Below are 19,335 nucleotides of genomic sequence, written 5' to 3' on the forward strand. Positions count from 1 at the left end.
AAAACGTAAAACAGCTATCGCAAGAGGTACTGTTCAAGAAGGAACCGGTAAAGTTAGAATTAACAGAATTCCTTTAGAACTTTATTCCCCTGAGCTTGCTAACTTAAAATTACAAGAACCATTAACTTTAGCTGGTGATTTAGCTAATCAAGTGGATATTAACATTCGCGTTGTTGGTGGAGGAGTAATGGGTCAAGCTGAAGCTGCACGTATGGTAATTGCAAAAGGACTTGTACAATGGTCCCAAGACATGGATTTAAAAGAAAAATATACTCAATATGACAGAACCATGTTAGTAGGTGACCCAAGACGTTCAGAACCTAAAAAATACGGTGGTCCTGGAGCAAGAGCACGTAAACAAAAAAGTTACAGATAATTACTCTGTACTTTTATATTTTATTTAAAATTAAAAAGATGATAAAAATGATTCCTATTAGATGCTTAAGTTGTGGAAAACCAGTTTCAGCTTACTTTGATGAATACACTACAAGGATAGCTAATGGTGAAAAGTCAAAAGATGTATTAGATGACTTAGGTTTAACTAGATACTGTTGTAGAAGAATGTTAATTTCTCATGTGCAAACATGGGAATAGATTTTACAATTGTAGGGATATTTTATTGTAAATATAATCTTGGTAAAATATGTGCCTAAAATGGAGTAATATTCATGAATGTTGAAAAGAAATTAACAAGGTTTGAAAGAGCTAGACTCCTTGGGGCTAGAGCAATTCAAATATCAATGGGAGCTAAACCATTAGTGGACATTAAAGATTCCCTTGATCCAATTGATATAGCTTATGAGGAGTTAAAAGCTGGAGTTTTACCATTAGATGTTATTAGAGATGAATAAATAGTTAATCTATTTATTCTAATAATTTATTTAAAAAAAATAAAAAATACCAATATAACTCTATAAAGAAACTTACTGATTTTTTTAGGGTATAGATTATATGGTAATAAATTAAATGACACTGAGGTGTTTTTTTTGGATAGTATAATAGAAGATGTCCAAGTTCGTAAGATTTTGGACAGCAGAGGAAACCCAACTATAGAAGTAGATGTAATTACTTGGAATGGGTTTGGTAGAGCTGCTGCACCAAGTGGAGCCAGTACAGGTTCTAGAGAAGTTGTATCTTTCCCTGAAGGCGGAGTCGATCTGGTTGTCCGTGAAATGGAAGATTTTATAGCTTCAGAACTAATTGGTATGGATGCTGAAGACATAAATACCATTGATGAAGTATTGCGTGAAATCGATGGTACTGATAATTTGGCAGCTATTGGTGGTAACACTACTGTAGCAATTTCCATGGCTGTAGCTAAAGCTGCTGCGGAATCTTATAACATGCCACTATACAAATACATTGGTGGAAATTTAGTTAATGAATTGCCATTTCCTTTAGGTAACATGATGAACGGCGGAGCACATGCGGGTGTTAATGCACCGGATATTCAGGAATTCCTAGTTGTTCCAATTGGAGCGACCAGTGTTGTTGAGGCAATTTTTGCCAATGCTCAAGTTCACAAAAGACTTAAAGAATTGATTCAAACTAAAGACTCCAATTTTACTGGTGGTAAAGGAGACGAAGGAGGTTGGGTACCCAACATTACCAATGATGCCGCTTTGGAAATTCAGGCAAAGGCCTGTGAAGAGGTTGGTGACGAGTTAGGTATTGAAATTAGGCCTTCTTTAGATATGGCAGCTTCTGAATTATGGAATTCTAATGAACAAAAATATGTTTATGATCAAGATGGTGTTAAAAGGGACACCGGAGATCAAATTGATTTTGTAAAAGATATCATTGATACTTACAAAATGTTTTATGTAGAAGACCCATTCGATGAATCTGATTTCAATGGATTTTCAGAGTTAACTTCAAAAGTGGGAGATAAATGTTTAATCTGTGGTGATGATTTATTCGTAACCAATAAGGAATTATTGGCTAAAGGAATAGATGAAAATGCCGCAAATGCTATTATCATCAAACCTAACCAAATTGGAAGTCTATCAGAAACTTATGCTACTGTAAAATTAGCAAAAGAAAATGGCATTGTTCCAGTTGTATCCCATAGGTCTGGTGAAACTACTGATGAAACCATTGCACATCTTGCAGTTGGTTTTGCATCTCCATTAATTAAAACTGGAGCTATTGGTGGTGAAAGAATAGCAAAGTTAAATGAACTTATTCGCATTGAAGAAGAACTTTCAAATCCTGTTATGGGTAAATTCTAATAATGATTTAGGGAGAGAATAAAATGGCTAAAGTAACTATTGACTATGATAAATGTGATGGTGCTGACTGTGCTGAATGTTCAGATGTTTGCCCAATGGAAGTTTTAGTTCTCGAAGGAGACAAAATCACAATTAACAATCCAGAAGATTGCAGTTATTGTGAAGTATGTATGGACGTATGTCCTAATGAATGTGTAAATATTGAAGATGAAGATTAAATATAATGAAAAAAGGTGATTATTAATGACTAACGAACTTTTAATTGATTTAGATAACTATTTAGCAGCAGGTTTACATATCGGAACCCAACAAAAAACCAGTGACATGGAAAAATATATATTCAGAGTAAGATCTGACGGTTTATACGTATTAGATATTCAAAAAACTGATGAAAGAATCAGACAAATCGCTAAACTTTTAGCAAAATACGACCCAGAAGACATTTTAGTAGTAGCTACCAGACAATACGGTCAAGCTCCTGTTAAAAAATTCGGTGAAATTACCGGTGCAAAAACTATCCCTGGTAGATTCATCCCTGGAACCTTAACAAACCCTAATTATGCTAAATTTATTGAACCAAAAATTATTGTTGTAACTGACCCAAGGTCTGACGCTCAAGCAATATTAGAATCTAAACAAAATGGTATTCCTGTTATTGCATTATGTGATACTGAAAACTTACTCAGTTTTGTTGATATTGCTGTACCTGTAAACAACAAAGGTAGAAAAGCTATTGCTTTAATTTACTGGTTACTTGCAAGACAAATCTTAAGAGAAAGAGGCGACATTCCAGAAGATGGTGACTTAGATATTGAACCAACTGACTTTGAACTTAAATTCTAAATGAGTTAAATGTTAAGACAACCTGCTGTTGCTGGAGCATTTTATCCAGATAATCCTGAAATCCTTAAAAAGACTATTGAAAAGTGTTTTTTAGATGATTTTGGCGTTGGTGAAATACCAACAATCAATAAATTTAAAGATACAGAGTATCCTATGCATATTATGGTCCCACATGCAGGTTACCAATATTCTGGTGCAATAGCTAGTCATGGTTATTGCAAGTTAGTTCAAAACGGTTTTCCTGAAGTTTTTATTATATTAAGTCCTAATCATACAGGATATGGTAGGGAAGTTTCTGTTTTCAATGAAGGGGAATGGATTACTCCTTTGGGAAGTGTTCAGGTTGATGGTGAATTTGCAGAGGCACTGATATCTCATTCGGATATTGCAAGTGCAGATTTCACTGCTCATAGATATGAACACAGCATAGAAGTTCAACTACCATTTCTACAATATTTTTCTGATGATTTCAAGATTGTACCCGTCACTATGGGATCCCAATCTTTCACGGCTTCAAATGATTTGGCAAAGGCAATTGTTGAAGCTGCAAATGAGTTGGATAAATCTTACTGTGTTATTGCAAGTACTGATTTGTCTCATTTCAACAATCAGGAAAAAGCAAATAAGGTCGATGGTTTTGTTTTGGAAGATATTGAAGAGATGAATGAATTCAAGCTTTTTGAAGAAATTATTCAGTATAACATTACCATGTGTGGTTACGGTCCTGTGATGACTGCCATTCTGGTTTCAAAAATGACCGATAAAACAGATTGTGAAATATTGGCATATAAAACAAGTGGCGATGTTACAGGGGACTTTTCTTCAGTTGTAGGTTATGCTTCAGGAATTTTTAAATAAGGTGTGTTTATGATAGCTAAAGCTTCTGCTCCGGCAAAAGCAATTTTATTTGGAGAACATTCAGTAGTTTATGGTGAGCCTGCTATAGCGGGAGCTGTAAATAAGAGGGCTTATATTACAATTAAAGAATCTGAATGTGATAAAAGTATTTTTAGAGCTCCTAATATAAATTTCGAAGCTGAATTACTTACTCGTGAAAAAAAATATATTTTAAGAAAAGGAAAACCAGGTATTATTCGATATATTTTAGAATCTGTTTATAGGGCTCATGACCATACACCAATTGACATTACATTAACATCAAATGTGCCTATTGGTTCTGGGCTCGGTTCATCTGCAGCCGTTACTGTAGCGACACTTGCCGCATTATATAGATATCATAACGTTCGTTTCAATAAAAAATCTTTAGCCCATGATGCTCATATGGTGGAACAGGCGGTTCAGGGGGTAGCCAGTCCTCTTGATACTTTGGTTTCTACTTATGGGGGGCTTGTTTATCTGTCCAGAAATAAAAAAGTCGAGCGTTTCAATGTTAATTTCAATGTTCCGTTTGTTGTAGGCTATACTACAAAGCATGGAAACACTGGAAAGATGGTTAAGGATGTAAGACATTTAAAGGATAAGAATCCAAAAATCATTAATCCTGTCATTACTGCAATGGGAAATTTAACTAATTACGCAAAACAGGCTATTTTGAAAAGAGATTTTGATAAAGTGGGCGAATTGATGAATATTAATCATGGATTTTTAGATGTGATAGGTGTAAATACTTTGGAATTATCTAGAATGGTATATAATGCAAGAGAAGCGGGAGCCATCGGTTCCAAAACTACAGGTGCAGGTGGAGGCGGTAGTATTATAGCGCTTTGTCCGGGGAAAGTTGATGAAGTTGCTGAAGCTATTGCACGTGATGATAATATATTAAAAATCCATTTCACTCGAAAAGGAGTTTCTTCAAGGGTTTATCAGTGATTTTATGATTATTTTAAAAATTGGGGGAAGCATCCTAACCAATAAGGATTCAACTGAAAGTGAAATCGATGCAGTGTCATTAAAGAGAATTGCATCTGAAATTAAAGCTTCACTTGACAATTCCAGCAAAGAACTGATTATTGTTCATGGAGCAGGATCTTTTGGTCATCCTCCTGCAAAAAAATACAGGATTGGCGAAGCATTTGACAAGGCCGAATATCCGCAAAAAAGAATTGGATTTTGTGAAACTCAAAATGCTGTTAAAAAATTAAACATGCTTATATGTGAAGCATTTATTGAAGAGGGATTGCCTGTTGTTGCTATTCCGGCTTCAAGTTTTATGACAGCATCCAATAAAAGGATTACACAAGGAAATCTTGATTATTTTAAGAAATATTTAGATAAAGGATTTATCCCGGTAATATATGGGGATGTCGTTTTGGATGAGGAATTGGAAATATGTGTAATTTCCGGAGACCAGTTAATCCAATACTTGGCCATGAATCTTAATCCAGATTTGGTTGTTTTGGGAACCGATGTGGATGGAGTTTATAATAAAAATCCTAAGACACATGAAGATGCAATATTTTTTGAAAAATTCAGTTCACTTGAAGACCTGGATACCTTGGAAGGAACTACAAACGTTGATGTTACCGGTGGAATGGTTGGAAAAATTAAAGAACTTTTATATTTAGCAGATTTAGGAATTGAATCTAAAATAATAAATGCTGAAGTTAATGATAATATTTTCAAGGTATTGGAAAACAAGGAAGTTAAAGGAACAGTAATTTCAAGGGGAAATTAAGAATATGATTTCAGATAGAAAATTAGAGCATTTATTAATTTGTGAAAATTATGATGTTGAGTTTAAGAATAAAACTACTGGATTTGAAGATATTGAATTAATCCATAATGTTTTGCCGGAAATAGATAAAAATGAAATAGATTTATCAACTTCTGTTTTTGGAAAAAAATTAGACTCACCTTTATTTATTACAGCTATTACTGGAGGACATCCTGCTGCAAAATCAATAAATAAACAGTTAGCAATTGCAGCGGAGAACAATAACATTGCTTTAGGAGTAGGCTCTCAAAGAGCTGCCTGTGAACATCCGGAACTTGCTGATACTTATACTATTGTTCGTGAAAATGCTCCGAACTGTTTGCTTGTAGGCAACATTGGAGCACCACAGCTTAATCTAGCCGAAAAAGCTGTTGAAATATTGGATGCGGACATTTTAGCTATTCATTTAAACCCTCTTCAGGAATCAATTCAGCCGGAAGGCGATTTGGATGCAAGAGGATATATTGATTTAATCAATAAAATAACAGAAACTGTTGATATTCCAGTTCTTGCAAAAGAAACAGGATGCGGAATCTCAGCTGAATCCGCTAAAAAATTAGTTGAAGCAGGTATTGATTATATTGATATTGAAGGAGCAGGTGGAACTAGCTGGGCAGCTGTTGAAACATACAGGGCTGAAGACAGATACTTCGGTGAACTATTTTGGGACTGGGGAATTCCAACTGCAATCAGTACAGTTGAGGTAACTGATGCTGTTGATGTTCCAGTTATTTCATCAGGAGGCATCAGATCAGGTCTTGAAGCAGCTAAGGCTATTGCTCTTGGAGCAGATGCGGTGGGCATGGCATTGCCATTTTTGAAAAATTCTGCATCTCAAGAAGATTTAAACAAATTTATTCATAGATTCAACGATTCACTTAGAATTGCAATGTTTTTAGTTGGAGCCAGTAATATTGAAGAATTAAAACATTCCCATCTTGTTATACGTGGAAAAACAAGGGAGTGGCTCAATGAAAGAGGAATTAACACAAAAAATTATTCAAGGAGATAAACCATGAGCGTTGAAGTAATCGCTATTGGAGGATATCAAGAAGTCGGGAAAAACATGACTGCTGTCAGAATAGGTGAAGATGTCATCATCTTTGATATGGGAATTCACCTTGACAGAATCAGTATGCACGAAGATACTGATATTGATAGAATGCATAGCTTAGATTTAATAGAAAGAGGAGTTATTCCAGACGATACCCTAATGAAAGATGTGGATGGTAAAGTAAAAGGAATAGTATTCTCACACGGTCACTTGGACCATATAGGTGCTGTAGCTAAATTAGCACATAGATATGATGCACCATTAATAGGAACACCATATACTGCAGCTTTAATTGAAAAACAAATTAAAGGGGAACGCAAATTCAAAGTAACAAATCAAATTAAACCTTTAAATCCTGGAAATAAAATGAAATTATCAAAAGATATTACTTTGGAATTTGTACAGTCAACACACAGTATCCCACAGGCAGTATTTCCAGTATTGCATACTCCTGAAGGTGTAATTGTATATGCACTTGATTTCAAGTTTGACAATCACCAGAAAGTATCTCCACCACCGGATTACAAAAGACTTAAGGAAATCGGTAGGAAAGGAGTGCTTGCGTTAATAGTAGAAACAACAAATGCTAAAAATTATAATGAAGTCAAAACTCATTCCGAAAGAATCGCAAAGAATATTTTAGAGGATGTAATGAAAGGACCTCTCCAAGAAAGTACCGGAATGATAGTCACAACATTTTCATCTCACGTTGAACGTGTACAGGCAATTGCAGACATTGCTAAAAAAAGCCACAGGGAAATATTTTTCCTTGGCAGATCAATGGAAAGATTCTGTGGAATTGCACAGAAATTAGGAATTTTAAAATTACCAAAAAATGCTAGTATTTACGGTTCTCCAAAAGCAGTAAACAAAGCTTTAATGAAGGCTGATGAAGATAGGGCAAATTATTTGCTTGTTACTACAGGTCACCAAGGTGAACCTGATGCGTTACTTCCTAGAATTGCTAATGGAAGGACCCCATTCAATATTAAAAAGGGAGATAATGTTATTATTTCAGCACCGATTATTCCAAACCCTACTAATGCTGCAAATAGGCACATTATGGAAAGGAGATTAAAATTGAAAGGTGCGAGAATTTATCCTAATGCTCACGTTTCCGGACACGCTGGAAGAGAAGATCACAGGGAATTCTTACGTATGTTAAAGCCACAACATATCATACCAGCACACGGAGATTTATCAATGCTTGCAGCTTATGCGGAATTGGCTGAAGAAGAAGGATATAGGATAGGCTATGATATCCATATCTTAAGAAATGCTCAAGCACAAGTATTTAAAAGTTAAAAGAGGGATATAATGAGCGATGTAAAAGAGGTACTTGGAAGTTATTCAACAGATATTACTAAAACTATTGAAGAAGAATTAGCTACTATCACTCCAGATAATCTTGCAGAGGCATCAGTTTACCTTACAAGAGCTGGAGGAAAAATGCTTAGACCGGCTTTAACATTAATAACTGCAGAAGCTGTTGGAGGAGTACGCGAATCTGCATTAAAATCCGCTGCAGCTATTGAATTGATTCACACATTTTCACTTATCCATGATGATATTATGGACCAGGATGACATGAGAAGAGGAATGCCTTCTGTTCATAAAGTATGGGGAGAAGATGTGGCAATTCTTGCAGGAGACACATTATTTTCAAAAGCATTTGAAATAATCATCTGCTCTGAAGGAACCAGTTCCGAACAAAACAATAAGGCTCTGGCTACTGTTGCGGATGCATGTGTTAAAATCTGTGAAGGTCAGGCATCTGATATGGGCTTTGAGGAAAGGTTTGATGTATCAGAAGATGAATACATGGAAATGATTTTCAAAAAGACTGGCGCTTTAATTGCCGCAGCTACAAAAGCTGGAGCTATTATGGGCGGCGCATCTGATGAAGTCATTGATGCAATGTATGAGTATGGTCGTTTAATTGGTCTTGCTTTCCAAATTCAAGATGACTATTTGGATATTGCAGCTGATGAGGAAACATTAGGCAAACCTATAGGATCAGACATTGGAAAAGGAAAAATGACTATTATTGCAATTAAGGGTTTAGCTAAAGATGAATCTGGCAGATTTCTTGAAATCCTAAAAGATGAAAATAATTCTCAAGAAGATATAGATGAAGCTGTTGAATTTTTAACAAATTGTGGTGCCATTGAATATGCTCGCAATTTGGCATTAGAATCTGTTGATAAAGCTAAAGAAGTACTTGAAATATTGGATGATTCTTCATCTAAACAGGTACTTGCCGACATTGCAGATTTTGTACTTGAGAGAAGTGCTTAAATTCTCTCATTTATTAATTTTTTTTTAAAGTTTTTTTTTAATTTTTCACATTTGTCTCATTTTAAGATTTCTGTTTTTTAAGACAATTTTCATGGAAAAAATCACTATTTTTGAACATTTTTCATTTTGAAATTTACCAAAATTTTTTTAAAAAATTCAAATAATTTATCATTAATTTTAACGATTTATCACGATTTTTAATGATTTTCATTTTTCTAATCTAAGTGCTTATTTTAGTAAATTATGATATTATTACAAGTAATATTTATTTTAGAATAGTAAATTATTATTTATTAATTGTTATAATTATTTATGTTTTGTTATATTATATTTAAATCAGTGTAACGCCTTAGATATTTTAATAATATTTATATATTTAGTAATATATCTATTATTAGGTTATCTAATTTAATTTTTTTAATTGGATAATTTAGTTTGACTATTTTAAAATTGTTCAGAGTCATACGAATTATTTCAAAAATTGGAGTGATGGGAATCAAGATTTTATCAAAAATTCAATTGTTGAATTAGTTGGGAGTTGTTAAAATCTTGTAATATTTTCAGTTTAATCTGTTAATATCTCATTTATTCTGGTTTATGTTATGAAAAGGTTTCTTATATCAATTATATTGGAGATATTATATGTTGGAGATTAAGCACACTTTATGCCCATCCTGTAGTGTAGGTTGTGGTATTAATGTTGTTTTATATGATGGTGAAATTGTGGGAACCTTCCTATATAAAAGACACCCTGTAAATGCAGGTAAAAATTGTTTAAATGGAAGAAATTCTATTGATTGTTATTTAAACAAATTTGAAAATGTTGATGTGGAAGCATTGATTGGTGATGTTAAAAAAGAATTGCAATCTGCTGATGCTTCAAACGTTACTGTAATTTGTTCCGGAAACAATACAATTGAAGAAATCGAAGCGATTAAAAATTTTGCTGATTATTAGATGATTTCCCTATTGGTTATAATGTTTATTATTTTTGAAAAATTGGAGTATCTAAAAATCTATAAAGATTTGGAGAATGCCTGAATTTTCATTAAAAAATTTCAGGATTCCAGAATTCTCCGGAACCCCTTATGTTAGTTATGGTTTTTGTTTTGAAATTTCTATTTTTAAGCAACAATAGTATACGAATTTATTAAAGAAGTGTTCTTTATGAATGATTTCTTTATATATTTATAGAAATTTCTGTGTTTGTGATAATATATTCTATTATCAACAATAATTTTATTTTAGTTATTATATAACTTTTTTCTTTGATTTTACATCAATTTTGCCAAGTCACAACAATTTTACTAAATGAGTGTAATTTTTATATTTTGTATGATATAATCCATGTTATTTAAATATTAAACTTCAGGTAACATTCAGCAATTTTTTCAAATAATCTTATTAACCTCTTTAACACAATATATTTTTATGAAAGGAATTATTGGAGCTATTGCCGGAGATATTATAGGATCACCTTACGAGTTCAATTCAATTAAAACAAAAGATTTTGAATTATTTGATGTAAACTCAGTATTTACAGATGATACTGTAATGACATTGGCCATCGCTAAATGGTTATGTGAAGACAGAAATTCTAAGGATGTTTTAATCAGGAATGTGAAAGATTTCGGAAATAGGTATATCAATGCGGGATATGGGCGAATGTTTTTAAATTGGCTTATTCAAGAATCTCCAAAACCTTATGGAAGTTGGGGTAATGGTTCAGCTATGAGAGTATCTCCGTGTGCATGGGTAGCTGACAGCTTGGAAGAAGCACAAAAACTTGCAGAATTGTCCGCTATTATAACTCATGACCATCCGGAAGGAGTAAAAGGGGCTCTTGCAACATCAGATGCCACATATCTGGCACGTATTGGCGCTTCAAAGGATGAAATTAAAGAACATGTTGAAGTTCAATATGGATATGATTTGAATCGCACAGTTGATGAAATAAGGCCGAATTATAAATTTGACGTCTCTTGTGCAGGATGTGTTCCTGAGTCAATAATTTGCTTTTTGGAAGCAGAGGATTTTGAAGATACAATAAGAAATGCTGTATCTTTAGGCGGTGATGCGGATACTCAGGCCGCTATTGCGGGGGGTATTGCTGGTGCATACTGGGATGTCCCTGATGATATTGTGGATGAATCTATCGTTCGATTGGATGATTTTTTATTTGAGACCTTTTTAGATTTCGATAGTAAATTATTATAATTCACTTTATTTTTTTTACATTAACTGGTGGTATTTTACTAAACGTGCCTAATTGTACAATAGGATGTATATTCTATTAAATTTTAATTTTAAAAACCAATGGATTTATCGTTAGTGTTAATTTAGCTATAAGCATTTGGAATCGATTGTTCAATCTTTCAAAATTATGAAGGCTTTAATCAATTTACGCTCATGATTTTTTCTTCCCTTTTTTCTTCATTTTTTTAAGCTGATTCATGAACCTTTCATCATAGTTGCGAGCCACATCTTCGTACTTGTTCCAGATTCCAATTGCAGTTTCTGGAAGTACATTTCGTTTATCCTCTGAAAACTTGGTATAGGTGTGCATCATCTCCTTTGAATCGGAAATCAGAACTTTAACAAATGGTATATCTGCTTTTTGAATGTTAATTTCTTCATCCTTAAACATGTTAATGATATTGACTTCATAGCCGTTAATGTAACATGTTGGGGAAGCCAAAATATTCACTTTTAGGCTTGGTCTGTTCTTAAATGCTTTAACAAGAGCTTCGCCTTCGCCTTCAAACAGAAAACCGATTCTCATATTTATTGATGTTCTTGCACGATTGATGATTTCCACTTCCTGGGATATGATCTTTTCGACACCATATATTCTCCAGATCGGGGCCTGGACCTGACTCATTCCATTTTCATAAACATTTGTCAGTCTTGTTATTGTATCATCAATCTCTGTGGAAATTCTGTCTTTTTCACGGCTTAATACTTCAACAGGTGATTTGACATGATATGTTTGGGGTCTTCCGTCTTCAATTTCGATGAAGTTTTTCTTTGAAAGTCCTTTCAACACGTTATAGATTTTGCTTCTGGGAATGCCGGATTTTTCAGCTATTTCGGTTGCGGTTGATGAGATTAGTGATGTCATGGTAACATATGCTTCAGCTTCATACATGGTAAGTCCGATTCCTTTAAGTACTGATACACTTTCTTTCATGTTAGTGTATCTGTTGTTGTAACTATATAAGTTTACTACTTTTAACCCTTGTTAAGTGACAAAATCTTTATATGCTTTTTTGAGATAATTATAATTAACGAATAAAATGAGGTTATTGAAATGGCAGATAAATTAGATATGTTTTGTTATCAATGTTCCCAAACCGCTCACGGTACTGGATGTACTATTAAAGGGGTTTGCGGTAAAAATGCAACTGTTGCAAGATTACAAGATAATTTAATCTTCACAATGAAAGGTATAAGTGCATACAACTACAATGCAAACGTTTTAGGAAAAGTGGACCCTGAAATCGATGCATTCTTAACCAAAGGTTTATACACCACATTAACAAATGTCAACTTTGATGTAAATGATCTTGTTGCATTGGCACTTGAAGCAGGAAAAGTAAGTGTAGACGTAATGAGATTACTTAAAGAGGCCCATATCGAAGCATACGGTGAACCAAAACCTGTAGAAGTTAAAGTTGGAGCACAGGAAGGTCCGGCTATTATCGTAACCGGTCACGACTTAAAAGCACTTGAAGAATTATTAAAACAGGTGGAAGGAACCGACATCAAGGTATACACACACTCCGAAATGTTGCCTGCTCACGGATATCCTGGTTTAAACCAATACGAAAACCTTGCAGGACAATTAGGTGGTGCATGGCATGACCAAAGAATGACATTCAAAAAATACAATGCAGCTATTGTCGGTACAAGCAACTGTGTATTGCCTGCAATGGATTCATACAAAGAAAGAATGTTTACAATGGATGTTGCAAAACTCGAAGGCGTAAAGACAGTTGAAGATTATGATTTCTCAGAAGTTATTGAATGTGCAAAATCTTTAGGAGGCCTTGAAGCTGAAGAATTGACTACAATAACAACCGGATGGAGTGCAGGAGCTATTGTTGAACATGCTGATGCAATCAAAAAATTAGTCGAAGAAGGCAAAATCAGAAGATTCTTTGTTGTCGGAGGTTGTGACAAAGCAGCTAAACATAACGACTACTACAGGGAATTCGTTGCAAACTTGCCTGAAGACACAGTAATTTTAACATTAGCTTGTGGAAAATACAAATTCAATGACTTGGATTTAGGTGATATCGAAGGAATCCCAAGATTATTGGATGTAGGTCAATGTAACGATACCATTGTTGCAGTTGATGTGGCAGTGGCTTTATGTGAATTATTTGGCATGGAATTAAATGAACTTCCATTAACTATTGTACTTTCCTGGATGGAACAAAAAGCAGCAGCAGTACTCTGGGCATTGCTCTATCTTGGTAAAAAAGACATGTGGATTGGACCTGTACTTCCTGCATGGTGCAATGATGACATCTTAAATGTACTTGTTGAAAACTATAATTTAACACCAACAACTGGAGATGCAATAGCAGATATTAAAACAATTATGGGGGAATAGTTGTGAGTAAAGATCTTAAGGCAAAACCACTTGATATACAATTTTTGCTTGATTATCAAAAAGACAGCGTTGTCAGTCGTGAAGTAATCAAAAAAGAATTAGGAACCGTGACATTTTTCGCTTTTGATCAAGGTCAAGGACTTTCCGAACATTCAGCACCTTTCGATGCAATGGTTCAGGTAATTGATGGTGAAGCCGAAATTACAATTTCCGGTAAAAAACATACTGTTAAAGCTGGTCAGATTATAATCATGCCGGCAAACGAACCACATGCACTTCAAGCTGAAAACAGTCCGTATAAAATGATATTAACCATGATTAAATCTGACTAATGTCATTCAAACCTTTCATGAAACTATGATGTTATTGGGTATTTTCACTCAAATAATTTCATAGTTTTATATCTCTTTTTAAGTATTGGAATGTTATTTTTTCCACCAGACCATTATCCAGTCAGCTTTGTCTTTAATGTTATAATATTTTTTAGTTTCACTGTCATAGGTGAGTATTCTTTCCAGATATTTTCTAAGAAGCGTTTTTTCTTCATCAGAATATAAATCAAGTCTGAATTTCCCATTGTCCATGGCTTCATCAATACTTTCATATTCACGGTAGTTATTCAAATCAAAGCGTTGTACATTTGCGTAAATTCCCATATTGAATAGGATGTTAAAGAAATAATTGTAATCAGGGAAATCTTCCGTCTTTTTTCCCAGTTCCTTTTCAAAATCTTTTTCTATTTTTTTATTTTCTGGTCCAAAAATAGTTATGAATACATATTTGTCTGCAATTTTATTCAATTCGGCCAAAACTTCCTCAATTGGCATTATTCCATTTAATGACCTGGAGCAGACTACCACATCAACATCACCGATTTCTTCGTATTTTATCTCTTCAATTGGTTTTAGGATGGTTTTGATGTTGTCTGCATTTTCATCGTTTGCTCTTTTTTCAAGATATTCCAGCATTTTAGGTGAGGAGTCAAGTCCGATTACCTTTTTAACTTTTTTTGAAAGGGGAACTGTTATTGATCCTTCACCGCACCCGACATCCAGTACGGTATCGTTTTCATCTAGAATCAGCATGTCAAACAATGCATCGTTATAGTCGTCTTTTCGGGTTCTTTTGAAAAATCCTGGGGCTGCCTTATCCCAGTCCTTATTGTTTTTGCCTTCCAGTCTTTCTCTCCAATAGCTGGCCCAATCAACATCATTCGGATTTTCAATGCATTGTCTCATTTCTTACACCTTTGATTTTACCGGATAATACGTCTTGATAATCTTCATAATTCTCTTTTAAAAGTTCAGGAATATCTAATTCATATGGACATTTGTCTGTGCATGAGTAGCATTCGGTGCAATCTTTTGTATGCTCCATCATTTCCTGATATTCTTCGGTCAGGTAGGGTTCTGCCGGAAAACGCCTAATCCACAAGGACATTCTTGCGCATAGGCTGATGTTTATTTCTTCAGGGCATGGTATGCAGTATGCACAGCCTCTGCAGAAGTTTTCACCGAGCTCTTTCTTATCATTTTCAATTTCGGCTTTTAAATCATCAGTTAAAATGGTGTTGTCATCGTATGACAGGAACTCATCAAGTTCTTCCAGCTTTTGAATTCCCCAGATTGGCAATACATTATCAAATTGATTGATATATGCAAAGCTTGCTTTTGAATTTTTAATCAGACCTCCGCCCATGGCTTTCATTGCAATAAAACCGACATCATGGTCTTTGCATTTTTCAACAAGTTCGATTTCCTCTTCTCCGCTCAGGTATGAAAACGGATATTGCAGGGTTTCATAAAGTCCGCTTTCAACAGCTTCATGGGCAAATGAGATTTTATGGGTTGTAATTCCAATATGTCTAATCATCCCTTTTTCTTTTGCTTCAAGCATTGCTTTATATACATCATCATCCTCTTTCGGAACAAATGAGATATTGTGGAATTGGTATAAATCCAAATAATCTGTTTTTAAACTTTCAAGGGAAGTTTTCAAATCACTCCAAAAAACTTCTGGAGTTTCAGCAGCCGTTTTGCTTGCAAGATAAAGTTTTTCTCTTGGAATATCTTCAAATGCATTTCCCATTTTCTCTTCACTGTCTGTATAAAAATGTGCAGTATCATAGAAATTAATTCCATTTTCATATGCCTTTTGAAGTATTTCAACTGCCTCGTCCATACTGCATCTTTGAATTGGAAGTGCTCCAAATCCATTTTTGTTTATTTCTAAATTTGTTTTTCCCAATCTCATTTTAAAGCCATCTCTAAAGTTCAATTATTTTTATAATTTGCATGTGAATTGAACATCAATCCATTAATATCCATTCATTTTCAATATGAAATATAAAATAAATATGATAACTAATGCGATAATTGCGTATTTTGCAGGAAGGAACTTTGTCTGTTTGAATTCCTTATCTTCAACGTCACCATGTCTCATGATGCGGTCCTTTTCAAATGAACATTTCTGATAAATAGATTCTATGTCTTTTGGAAGTCTGCCGTGCTCGTTAAGCATGTTGATTGTTTTGTTCAGGTATTGCACAGCTTTCTGATTATCTCCAAGTTCAACACAGCAGAATGCCGCTTTGTAGTTGAAATTGGTTACAAGTTCCAAATCATCTTCAACCTTCCCTTCATAGCGTAGACATTCATTATATGCCTTTAGCGCTTCATCGTATCTTTTAAGTTCATATAATGCATCACCTTTGGCATTAAATGCGTTTAAAGTATCCTCTTCAGCCAGTGATTTTTCCAAATACTCCAAGGCCTCTTCATTTTTTCCAGTCTTTTGAAGCATCTGGCCCTTATACAGGTCGGTCTTTTGACTTGAACCGAACTGATTTTCATAATTGTTCAAACTTCGAAGAGCATCATCATATTTTTTAGCTTTAATCTGAAGTTCAATTCTGGCCATGATAAGTTCTTTTTTAGACAATCTAGGTTCCTCTACTTTAGAATAGGTTTTATATTTATCTAAAGCCTTGTCCATGTATTCAAGGGATTCATCAATTTTTCCTTTATTGAATCTGGACATTGCCTTGTCGCACAATACATTGATGGATTTAGGCTGTCTTTCCAGATATTCATCGAAATATTTCTCACCATAATCTCCATTATCATGGCTTTCATCATAGTACTGGTAATACATTCCCTTTTCTTCAAGGGCCTGCAAATCTCCTTCATCAATAAGCAAGTCTAAAATTGATAAATAAGATTCTACATCATCTTTTCCATGTCTTTTCCGAGCTAACATAAGGGCTTCCTTCAAATTACCCTCTTCGATGTATAGCTTTGCTTTTTCAACAGCATCACTCATGTATATCAACCTAATTTTTTTATCAGGCTCCAATTTTTTTTAACTACTCTCACTATATTTATATATTTTTAGATAGATAAATAATATTGCTTATTTTTATTGAATTAATTAAATGTGATGATTAAATGAATGATTTAGAAGAAATTGTCTATAAACATGCTCTGCTTAATGCAGCCAAACATAAGGGAAGTGCTAATCCCGGAGCTGTAATGGGTTCAATAATGGCGAACGAACCAGAACTCAGAAGCAAAGCTAAAGAAATAGGTCCGATGTCAGGTAAAATTGTAGGAAAAGTAAATGCTTTAAGTCCTGAAGAGCAAAAAGCTGAAATGGAAAGATTAGGTATTGAAGTGGAAGATAAAAAGCCTAAAGCAAAAGAGGTTGGATTACAGGAGCTTCCTGGAACTCATGAAAATATCGTTTTGAGATTTGCACCTAATCCGAGTGGACCTTTACATATCGGACACTCAAGAGCGGCAGTTCCTAATGCGGAATATGTTAAAAGACATAACGGTAAGTTAATTTTGAGAATTGAAGATACTGATCCGAAAAGGGTTTATGAACCTGCTTATGAAATGATTCCTGAAGATTTGGAATGGTTGGGAATCAAACCTGATGAAGTAATCTATCAGTCAGACAGGTTTGAAATCTATTACGATTATGCTCGCCAATTGATTGAAAAAGGAGCAGCGTACATGTGTACCTGTGATGGGGCAACCTTCAAGGAACTTAAGGACAACTGCAAAGCATGTCCATGCAGAGACAACTCCGTTGAAGAGAATTTGGCATTATGGGACAAATTTGATACAATGGAAGCTGGTGAAGCAGTGCTCAGAGTTAAAACTGATATCAATCATAAAAACCCTGCTATTCGTGACTGGGTAGCGATGAGGATAGTTGATGAGGAGCATCCTCGCTTAGGTACAAAATACAGATTATATCCTATGATGAACTTTTCAGTTGCAGTTGATGACCATTTGATGGGATTGACTCATGTGTTAAGGGGGAAAGACCATTTGGCAAATACCGAAAAGCAAAAATACCTGTATGACCATATGGGATGGGATGTACCTGAATATATCCACTATGGCAGGCTCAAAATGGAAGATATTGCACTAAGTACCTCAAAGGCAATGGAAGGCATTGAAGAGGGAACCTACAGCGGTTGGGATGATCCAAGACTCGGAACATTGAGAGCTATTGCAAGACGTGGAATTGACCCAAGAACAATCTATGATTTGATAACCGAAATGGGTGTAAAAATGGCTGATTCCGCAATCAGCTGGAAAAAGATTTATGGATTGAACCGCAATTTCCTGGAACCTGTAGCCAATAGGTATTTCTTCTGCGAAAACCCTCAATTGATTGAAGTTGACGGCTATGAAGATGGCAATGTGGATATAGAAAGACCTCTACATGCAGACCACTTGGACAGGGGAAACAGAATATTGCCGTTTGATGGAAAAGCCTATCTGGCAGAAAGTGACATTAACGACGGAATATTCAGATTAATGGATGCTGTCAATGTCAACATTAACGGTGATGAAATCACATACCACTCCACTTCATTTGAAGATGCACGTGAGGTTAAAGCCAGAATTATTCAATGGGTGCCTGTAGATGATAATGTCAATGTCAAAATAGTAATGGATGATGCATCAACTAAAACAGGTCTTGGTGAAGGTGCACTCAGAGATTTGGAAGTTGGAGATGTAGTTCAATTTGAAAGGGTAGGATTCGCTCGCCTGGATGAAATTAGAGATGATGAGTTAATATTCTACTTTGCTCACAAATAGGTGATTTGATGGTAATGTTTTCAAATGGATTTTCAACACTTCTAATGCCAGAGGATTTTGAACAGATTCCTCCTAAGGATGAATTTACTGATATGTATCTGGTTAATACTAAAATTCCAATGTCTATCAAGTTTTCAACAACCCCTACATTATCAGGTCTTCCTGAAATAATGAATGGCATTGAAGAAAATTTGAAAAACAACGATAAAATTCAATTGGTTACTTCAGATTTCATTGTAATTAATGAATCTCTTTATTATATGGTTGTTTCTTCATTCAACGATGGTGAAAAACAAATCAGACGCAATGAATTTTTATATGTGGAGGATGATAATCTCTACATTTTTGAATTTACGTATCCTTATGCAGATAGAGAATTGGATGACTTCTATTTGAATGTAATTCGTTCCTTAAAAATTATTGTTCCTAAATATATCGTTGAAAACGGTAGTTATAGGTTAAACAAGGAATGAGTTATTTTTTTTCTTTTTCTTTTTTTT

22 protein-coding genes are annotated in these 19,335 nt (G+C 34.5%); 18 read left to right on the forward strand and 4 right to left on the reverse strand.

Translation table 11 applies throughout. The features are described 5' to 3' along the window. From ACJMLH_RS02330 to ACJMLH_RS02395, 14 genes are all read left to right on the forward strand, one after another. Positions 1-376 (forward strand): 30S ribosomal protein S9 (locus ACJMLH_RS02330; RefSeq protein ID WP_405274340.1); only part of this gene is annotated, 376 nt, incomplete at its 5' end. Positions 377-423: 47 nt separating this feature from the next. Next, positions 424-594, forward strand: coding sequence for a DNA-directed RNA polymerase subunit N (locus tag ACJMLH_RS02335; protein ID WP_405274342.1), 171 nt, complete (start codon positions 424-426; stop codon positions 592-594). Positions 595-668: 74 nt separating this feature from the next. Next, positions 669-851 carry a DNA-directed RNA polymerase subunit K gene (locus ACJMLH_RS02340; RefSeq protein ID WP_292808871.1) on the forward strand — a complete coding sequence of 61 codons (183 nt, stop codon included), beginning with the start codon at positions 669-671 and terminating at the stop codon, positions 849-851. A 135-nt stretch (positions 852-986) separates the two neighbouring features. Further along, on the forward strand, positions 987-2,231 hold the full coding sequence (gene eno / locus ACJMLH_RS02345; RefSeq protein WP_405274344.1) for a phosphopyruvate hydratase: 1,245 nt from the start codon (positions 987-989) through the stop codon (positions 2,229-2,231). Positions 2,232-2,254: 23 nt separating this feature from the next. After that, positions 2,255-2,449, forward strand: a complete 195-nt coding sequence (locus ACJMLH_RS02350; RefSeq protein ID WP_292784782.1) for a 4Fe-4S dicluster domain-containing protein — start codon at positions 2,255-2,257, stop codon at positions 2,447-2,449. Between the two features lie 25 nt (positions 2,450-2,474). Beyond that, positions 2,475-3,074, forward strand: a complete 600-nt coding sequence (gene rpsB, locus ACJMLH_RS02355) for a 30S ribosomal protein S2 (RefSeq protein WP_295611499.1) — start codon at positions 2,475-2,477, stop codon at positions 3,072-3,074. 9 nt (positions 3,075-3,083) lie between these two features. Continuing rightward, on the forward strand, positions 3,084-3,932 hold the full coding sequence (amrB, locus tag ACJMLH_RS02360) for an AmmeMemoRadiSam system protein B (RefSeq protein WP_405274347.1): 849 nt from the start codon (positions 3,084-3,086) through the stop codon (positions 3,930-3,932). 9 nt (positions 3,933-3,941) lie between these two features. Further along, a complete protein-coding gene (gene mvk, locus ACJMLH_RS02365; protein ID WP_405274349.1) occupies positions 3,942-4,904 on the forward strand; it encodes a mevalonate kinase in 963 nt (320 codons plus the stop codon). A 4-nt stretch (positions 4,905-4,908) separates the two neighbouring features. Then, positions 4,909-5,709 carry an isopentenyl phosphate kinase gene (locus ACJMLH_RS02370; protein WP_405274351.1) on the forward strand — a complete coding sequence of 267 codons (801 nt, stop codon included), beginning with the start codon at positions 4,909-4,911 and terminating at the stop codon, positions 5,707-5,709. 4 nt (positions 5,710-5,713) lie between these two features. Next, complete coding sequence (gene fni / locus ACJMLH_RS02375; RefSeq protein ID WP_405274353.1) at positions 5,714-6,760, forward strand: type 2 isopentenyl-diphosphate Delta-isomerase; 1,047 nt, start codon at positions 5,714-5,716, stop codon at positions 6,758-6,760. A gap of 3 nt (positions 6,761-6,763) precedes the next feature. After that, positions 6,764-8,107 (forward strand): RNase J family beta-CASP ribonuclease, encoded by a 1,344-nt coding sequence (locus ACJMLH_RS02380; RefSeq protein ID WP_405274355.1) that lies wholly within the window; start codon positions 6,764-6,766, stop codon positions 8,105-8,107. Between the two features lie 12 nt (positions 8,108-8,119). Then, a complete protein-coding gene (gene idsA, locus ACJMLH_RS02385) occupies positions 8,120-9,100 on the forward strand; it encodes a short chain isoprenyl diphosphate synthase IdsA (RefSeq protein WP_405274357.1) in 981 nt (326 codons plus the stop codon). Positions 9,101-9,742: 642 nt separating this feature from the next. Next, entirely contained in the window at positions 9,743-10,057 is a 315-nt protein-coding gene (locus ACJMLH_RS02390) for a hypothetical protein (protein WP_405274359.1), read from the forward strand. Positions 10,058-10,531: 474 nt separating this feature from the next. Further along, complete coding sequence (locus tag ACJMLH_RS02395) at positions 10,532-11,317, forward strand: ADP-ribosylglycohydrolase family protein (protein WP_405274361.1); 786 nt, start codon at positions 10,532-10,534, stop codon at positions 11,315-11,317. Between the two features lie 190 nt (positions 11,318-11,507). Here the strand turns inward: ACJMLH_RS02395 and ACJMLH_RS02400 are convergent, their stop codons facing one another. Continuing rightward, the gene (locus ACJMLH_RS02400) at positions 11,508-12,290 is read right to left on the reverse strand and encodes a TrmB family transcriptional regulator (RefSeq protein ID WP_405274363.1); all 783 of its coding nucleotides are present in this window, start codon (positions 12,288-12,290) and stop codon (positions 11,508-11,510) included. 120 nt (positions 12,291-12,410) lie between these two features. On the opposite strand from ACJMLH_RS02400, the gene hcp reads away from it, so the two are divergent. Both hcp and ACJMLH_RS02410 read left to right on the forward strand, forming a co-directional pair. Then, positions 12,411-13,718: a hydroxylamine reductase gene (hcp, locus tag ACJMLH_RS02405; protein WP_405274365.1), complete on the forward strand. Its 1,308-nt coding sequence runs from the start codon at positions 12,411-12,413 to the stop codon at positions 13,716-13,718. A gap of 2 nt (positions 13,719-13,720) precedes the next feature. Next, complete coding sequence (locus ACJMLH_RS02410) at positions 13,721-14,050, forward strand: cupin domain-containing protein (protein WP_405274367.1); 330 nt, start codon at positions 13,721-13,723, stop codon at positions 14,048-14,050. Positions 14,051-14,143: 93 nt separating this feature from the next. Here ACJMLH_RS02410 and ACJMLH_RS02415 read toward each other — a convergent pair whose 3' ends face one another. From ACJMLH_RS02415 to ACJMLH_RS02425, 3 genes are all read right to left on the reverse strand, one after another. Beyond that, positions 14,144-14,956, reverse strand: coding sequence for a class I SAM-dependent methyltransferase (locus ACJMLH_RS02415; protein ID WP_405274369.1), 813 nt, complete (start codon positions 14,954-14,956; stop codon positions 14,144-14,146). Then, a complete protein-coding gene (locus ACJMLH_RS02420; RefSeq protein ID WP_405274371.1) occupies positions 14,940-15,971 on the reverse strand; it encodes an aldo/keto reductase in 1,032 nt (343 codons plus the stop codon). The genes ACJMLH_RS02415 and ACJMLH_RS02420 overlap by 17 nt, the downstream gene beginning before the upstream one ends. A 63-nt stretch (positions 15,972-16,034) precedes the next feature. Continuing rightward, positions 16,035-17,039, reverse strand: a complete 1,005-nt coding sequence (locus tag ACJMLH_RS02425; RefSeq protein ID WP_405274373.1) for a tetratricopeptide repeat protein — start codon at positions 17,037-17,039, stop codon at positions 16,035-16,037. A gap of 125 nt (positions 17,040-17,164) precedes the next feature. Here ACJMLH_RS02425 and ACJMLH_RS02430 point away from each other — a divergent pair, with 125 nt between their 5' ends. Both ACJMLH_RS02430 and ACJMLH_RS02435 read left to right on the forward strand, forming a co-directional pair. Continuing rightward, positions 17,165-18,835: a glutamate--tRNA ligase gene (locus tag ACJMLH_RS02430; RefSeq protein ID WP_405274375.1), complete on the forward strand. Its 1,671-nt coding sequence runs from the start codon at positions 17,165-17,167 to the stop codon at positions 18,833-18,835. Between the two features lie 8 nt (positions 18,836-18,843). Next, entirely contained in the window at positions 18,844-19,308 is a 465-nt protein-coding gene (locus ACJMLH_RS02435; RefSeq protein WP_405274377.1) for a hypothetical protein, read from the forward strand. Positions 19,309-19,335: the final 27 nt, after the last annotated feature.

This window comes from Methanobrevibacter sp. (genome assembly GCF_045116495.1).
Lineage (GTDB): Archaea > Methanobacteriota > Methanobacteria > Methanobacteriales > Methanobacteriaceae > Methanocatella.

What these genes read in the sequence shown, in the direction of transcription:
- ACJMLH_RS02335 (WP_405274342.1), top strand. Translation starts at nt 424, where the DNA reads ATGATTCCTATTAGATGCTTAAGTTGTGGAAAACCAGTTTCAGCTTAC.
- ACJMLH_RS02340 (WP_292808871.1), top strand. Translation starts at nt 669, where the DNA reads ATGAATGTTGAAAAGAAATTAACAAGGTTTGAAAGAGCTAGACTCCTT.
- ACJMLH_RS02350 (WP_292784782.1), top strand. Translation starts at nt 2,255, where the DNA reads ATGGCTAAAGTAACTATTGACTATGATAAATGTGATGGTGCTGACTGT.
- rpsB (WP_295611499.1), top strand. Translation starts at nt 2,475, where the DNA reads ATGACTAACGAACTTTTAATTGATTTAGATAACTATTTAGCAGCAGGT.
- amrB (WP_405274347.1), top strand. Translation starts at nt 3,084, where the DNA reads ATGTTAAGACAACCTGCTGTTGCTGGAGCATTTTATCCAGATAATCCT.
- mvk (WP_405274349.1), top strand. Translation starts at nt 3,942, where the DNA reads ATGATAGCTAAAGCTTCTGCTCCGGCAAAAGCAATTTTATTTGGAGAA.
- ACJMLH_RS02370 (WP_405274351.1), top strand. Translation starts at nt 4,909, where the DNA reads ATGATTATTTTAAAAATTGGGGGAAGCATCCTAACCAATAAGGATTCA.
- fni (WP_405274353.1), top strand. Translation starts at nt 5,714, where the DNA reads ATGATTTCAGATAGAAAATTAGAGCATTTATTAATTTGTGAAAATTAT.
- ACJMLH_RS02380 (WP_405274355.1), top strand. Translation starts at nt 6,764, where the DNA reads ATGAGCGTTGAAGTAATCGCTATTGGAGGATATCAAGAAGTCGGGAAA.
- idsA (WP_405274357.1), top strand. Translation starts at nt 8,120, where the DNA reads ATGAGCGATGTAAAAGAGGTACTTGGAAGTTATTCAACAGATATTACT.
- ACJMLH_RS02390 (WP_405274359.1), top strand. Translation starts at nt 9,743, where the DNA reads ATGTTGGAGATTAAGCACACTTTATGCCCATCCTGTAGTGTAGGTTGT.
- ACJMLH_RS02395 (WP_405274361.1), top strand. Translation starts at nt 10,532, where the DNA reads ATGAAAGGAATTATTGGAGCTATTGCCGGAGATATTATAGGATCACCT.
- ACJMLH_RS02400 (WP_405274363.1), bottom strand. Translation starts at nt 12,290, where the DNA reads ATGAAAGAAAGTGTATCAGTACTTAAAGGAATCGGACTTACCATGTAT.
- hcp (WP_405274365.1), top strand. Translation starts at nt 12,411, where the DNA reads ATGGCAGATAAATTAGATATGTTTTGTTATCAATGTTCCCAAACCGCT.
- ACJMLH_RS02415 (WP_405274369.1), bottom strand. Translation starts at nt 14,956, where the DNA reads ATGAGACAATGCATTGAAAATCCGAATGATGTTGATTGGGCCAGCTAT.
- ACJMLH_RS02420 (WP_405274371.1), bottom strand. Translation starts at nt 15,971, where the DNA reads ATGAGATTGGGAAAAACAAATTTAGAAATAAACAAAAATGGATTTGGA.
- ACJMLH_RS02425 (WP_405274373.1), bottom strand. Translation starts at nt 17,039, where the DNA reads ATGAGTGATGCTGTTGAAAAAGCAAAGCTATACATCGAAGAGGGTAAT.
- ACJMLH_RS02430 (WP_405274375.1), top strand. Translation starts at nt 17,165, where the DNA reads ATGAATGATTTAGAAGAAATTGTCTATAAACATGCTCTGCTTAATGCA.
- ACJMLH_RS02435 (WP_405274377.1), top strand. Translation starts at nt 18,844, where the DNA reads ATGGTAATGTTTTCAAATGGATTTTCAACACTTCTAATGCCAGAGGAT.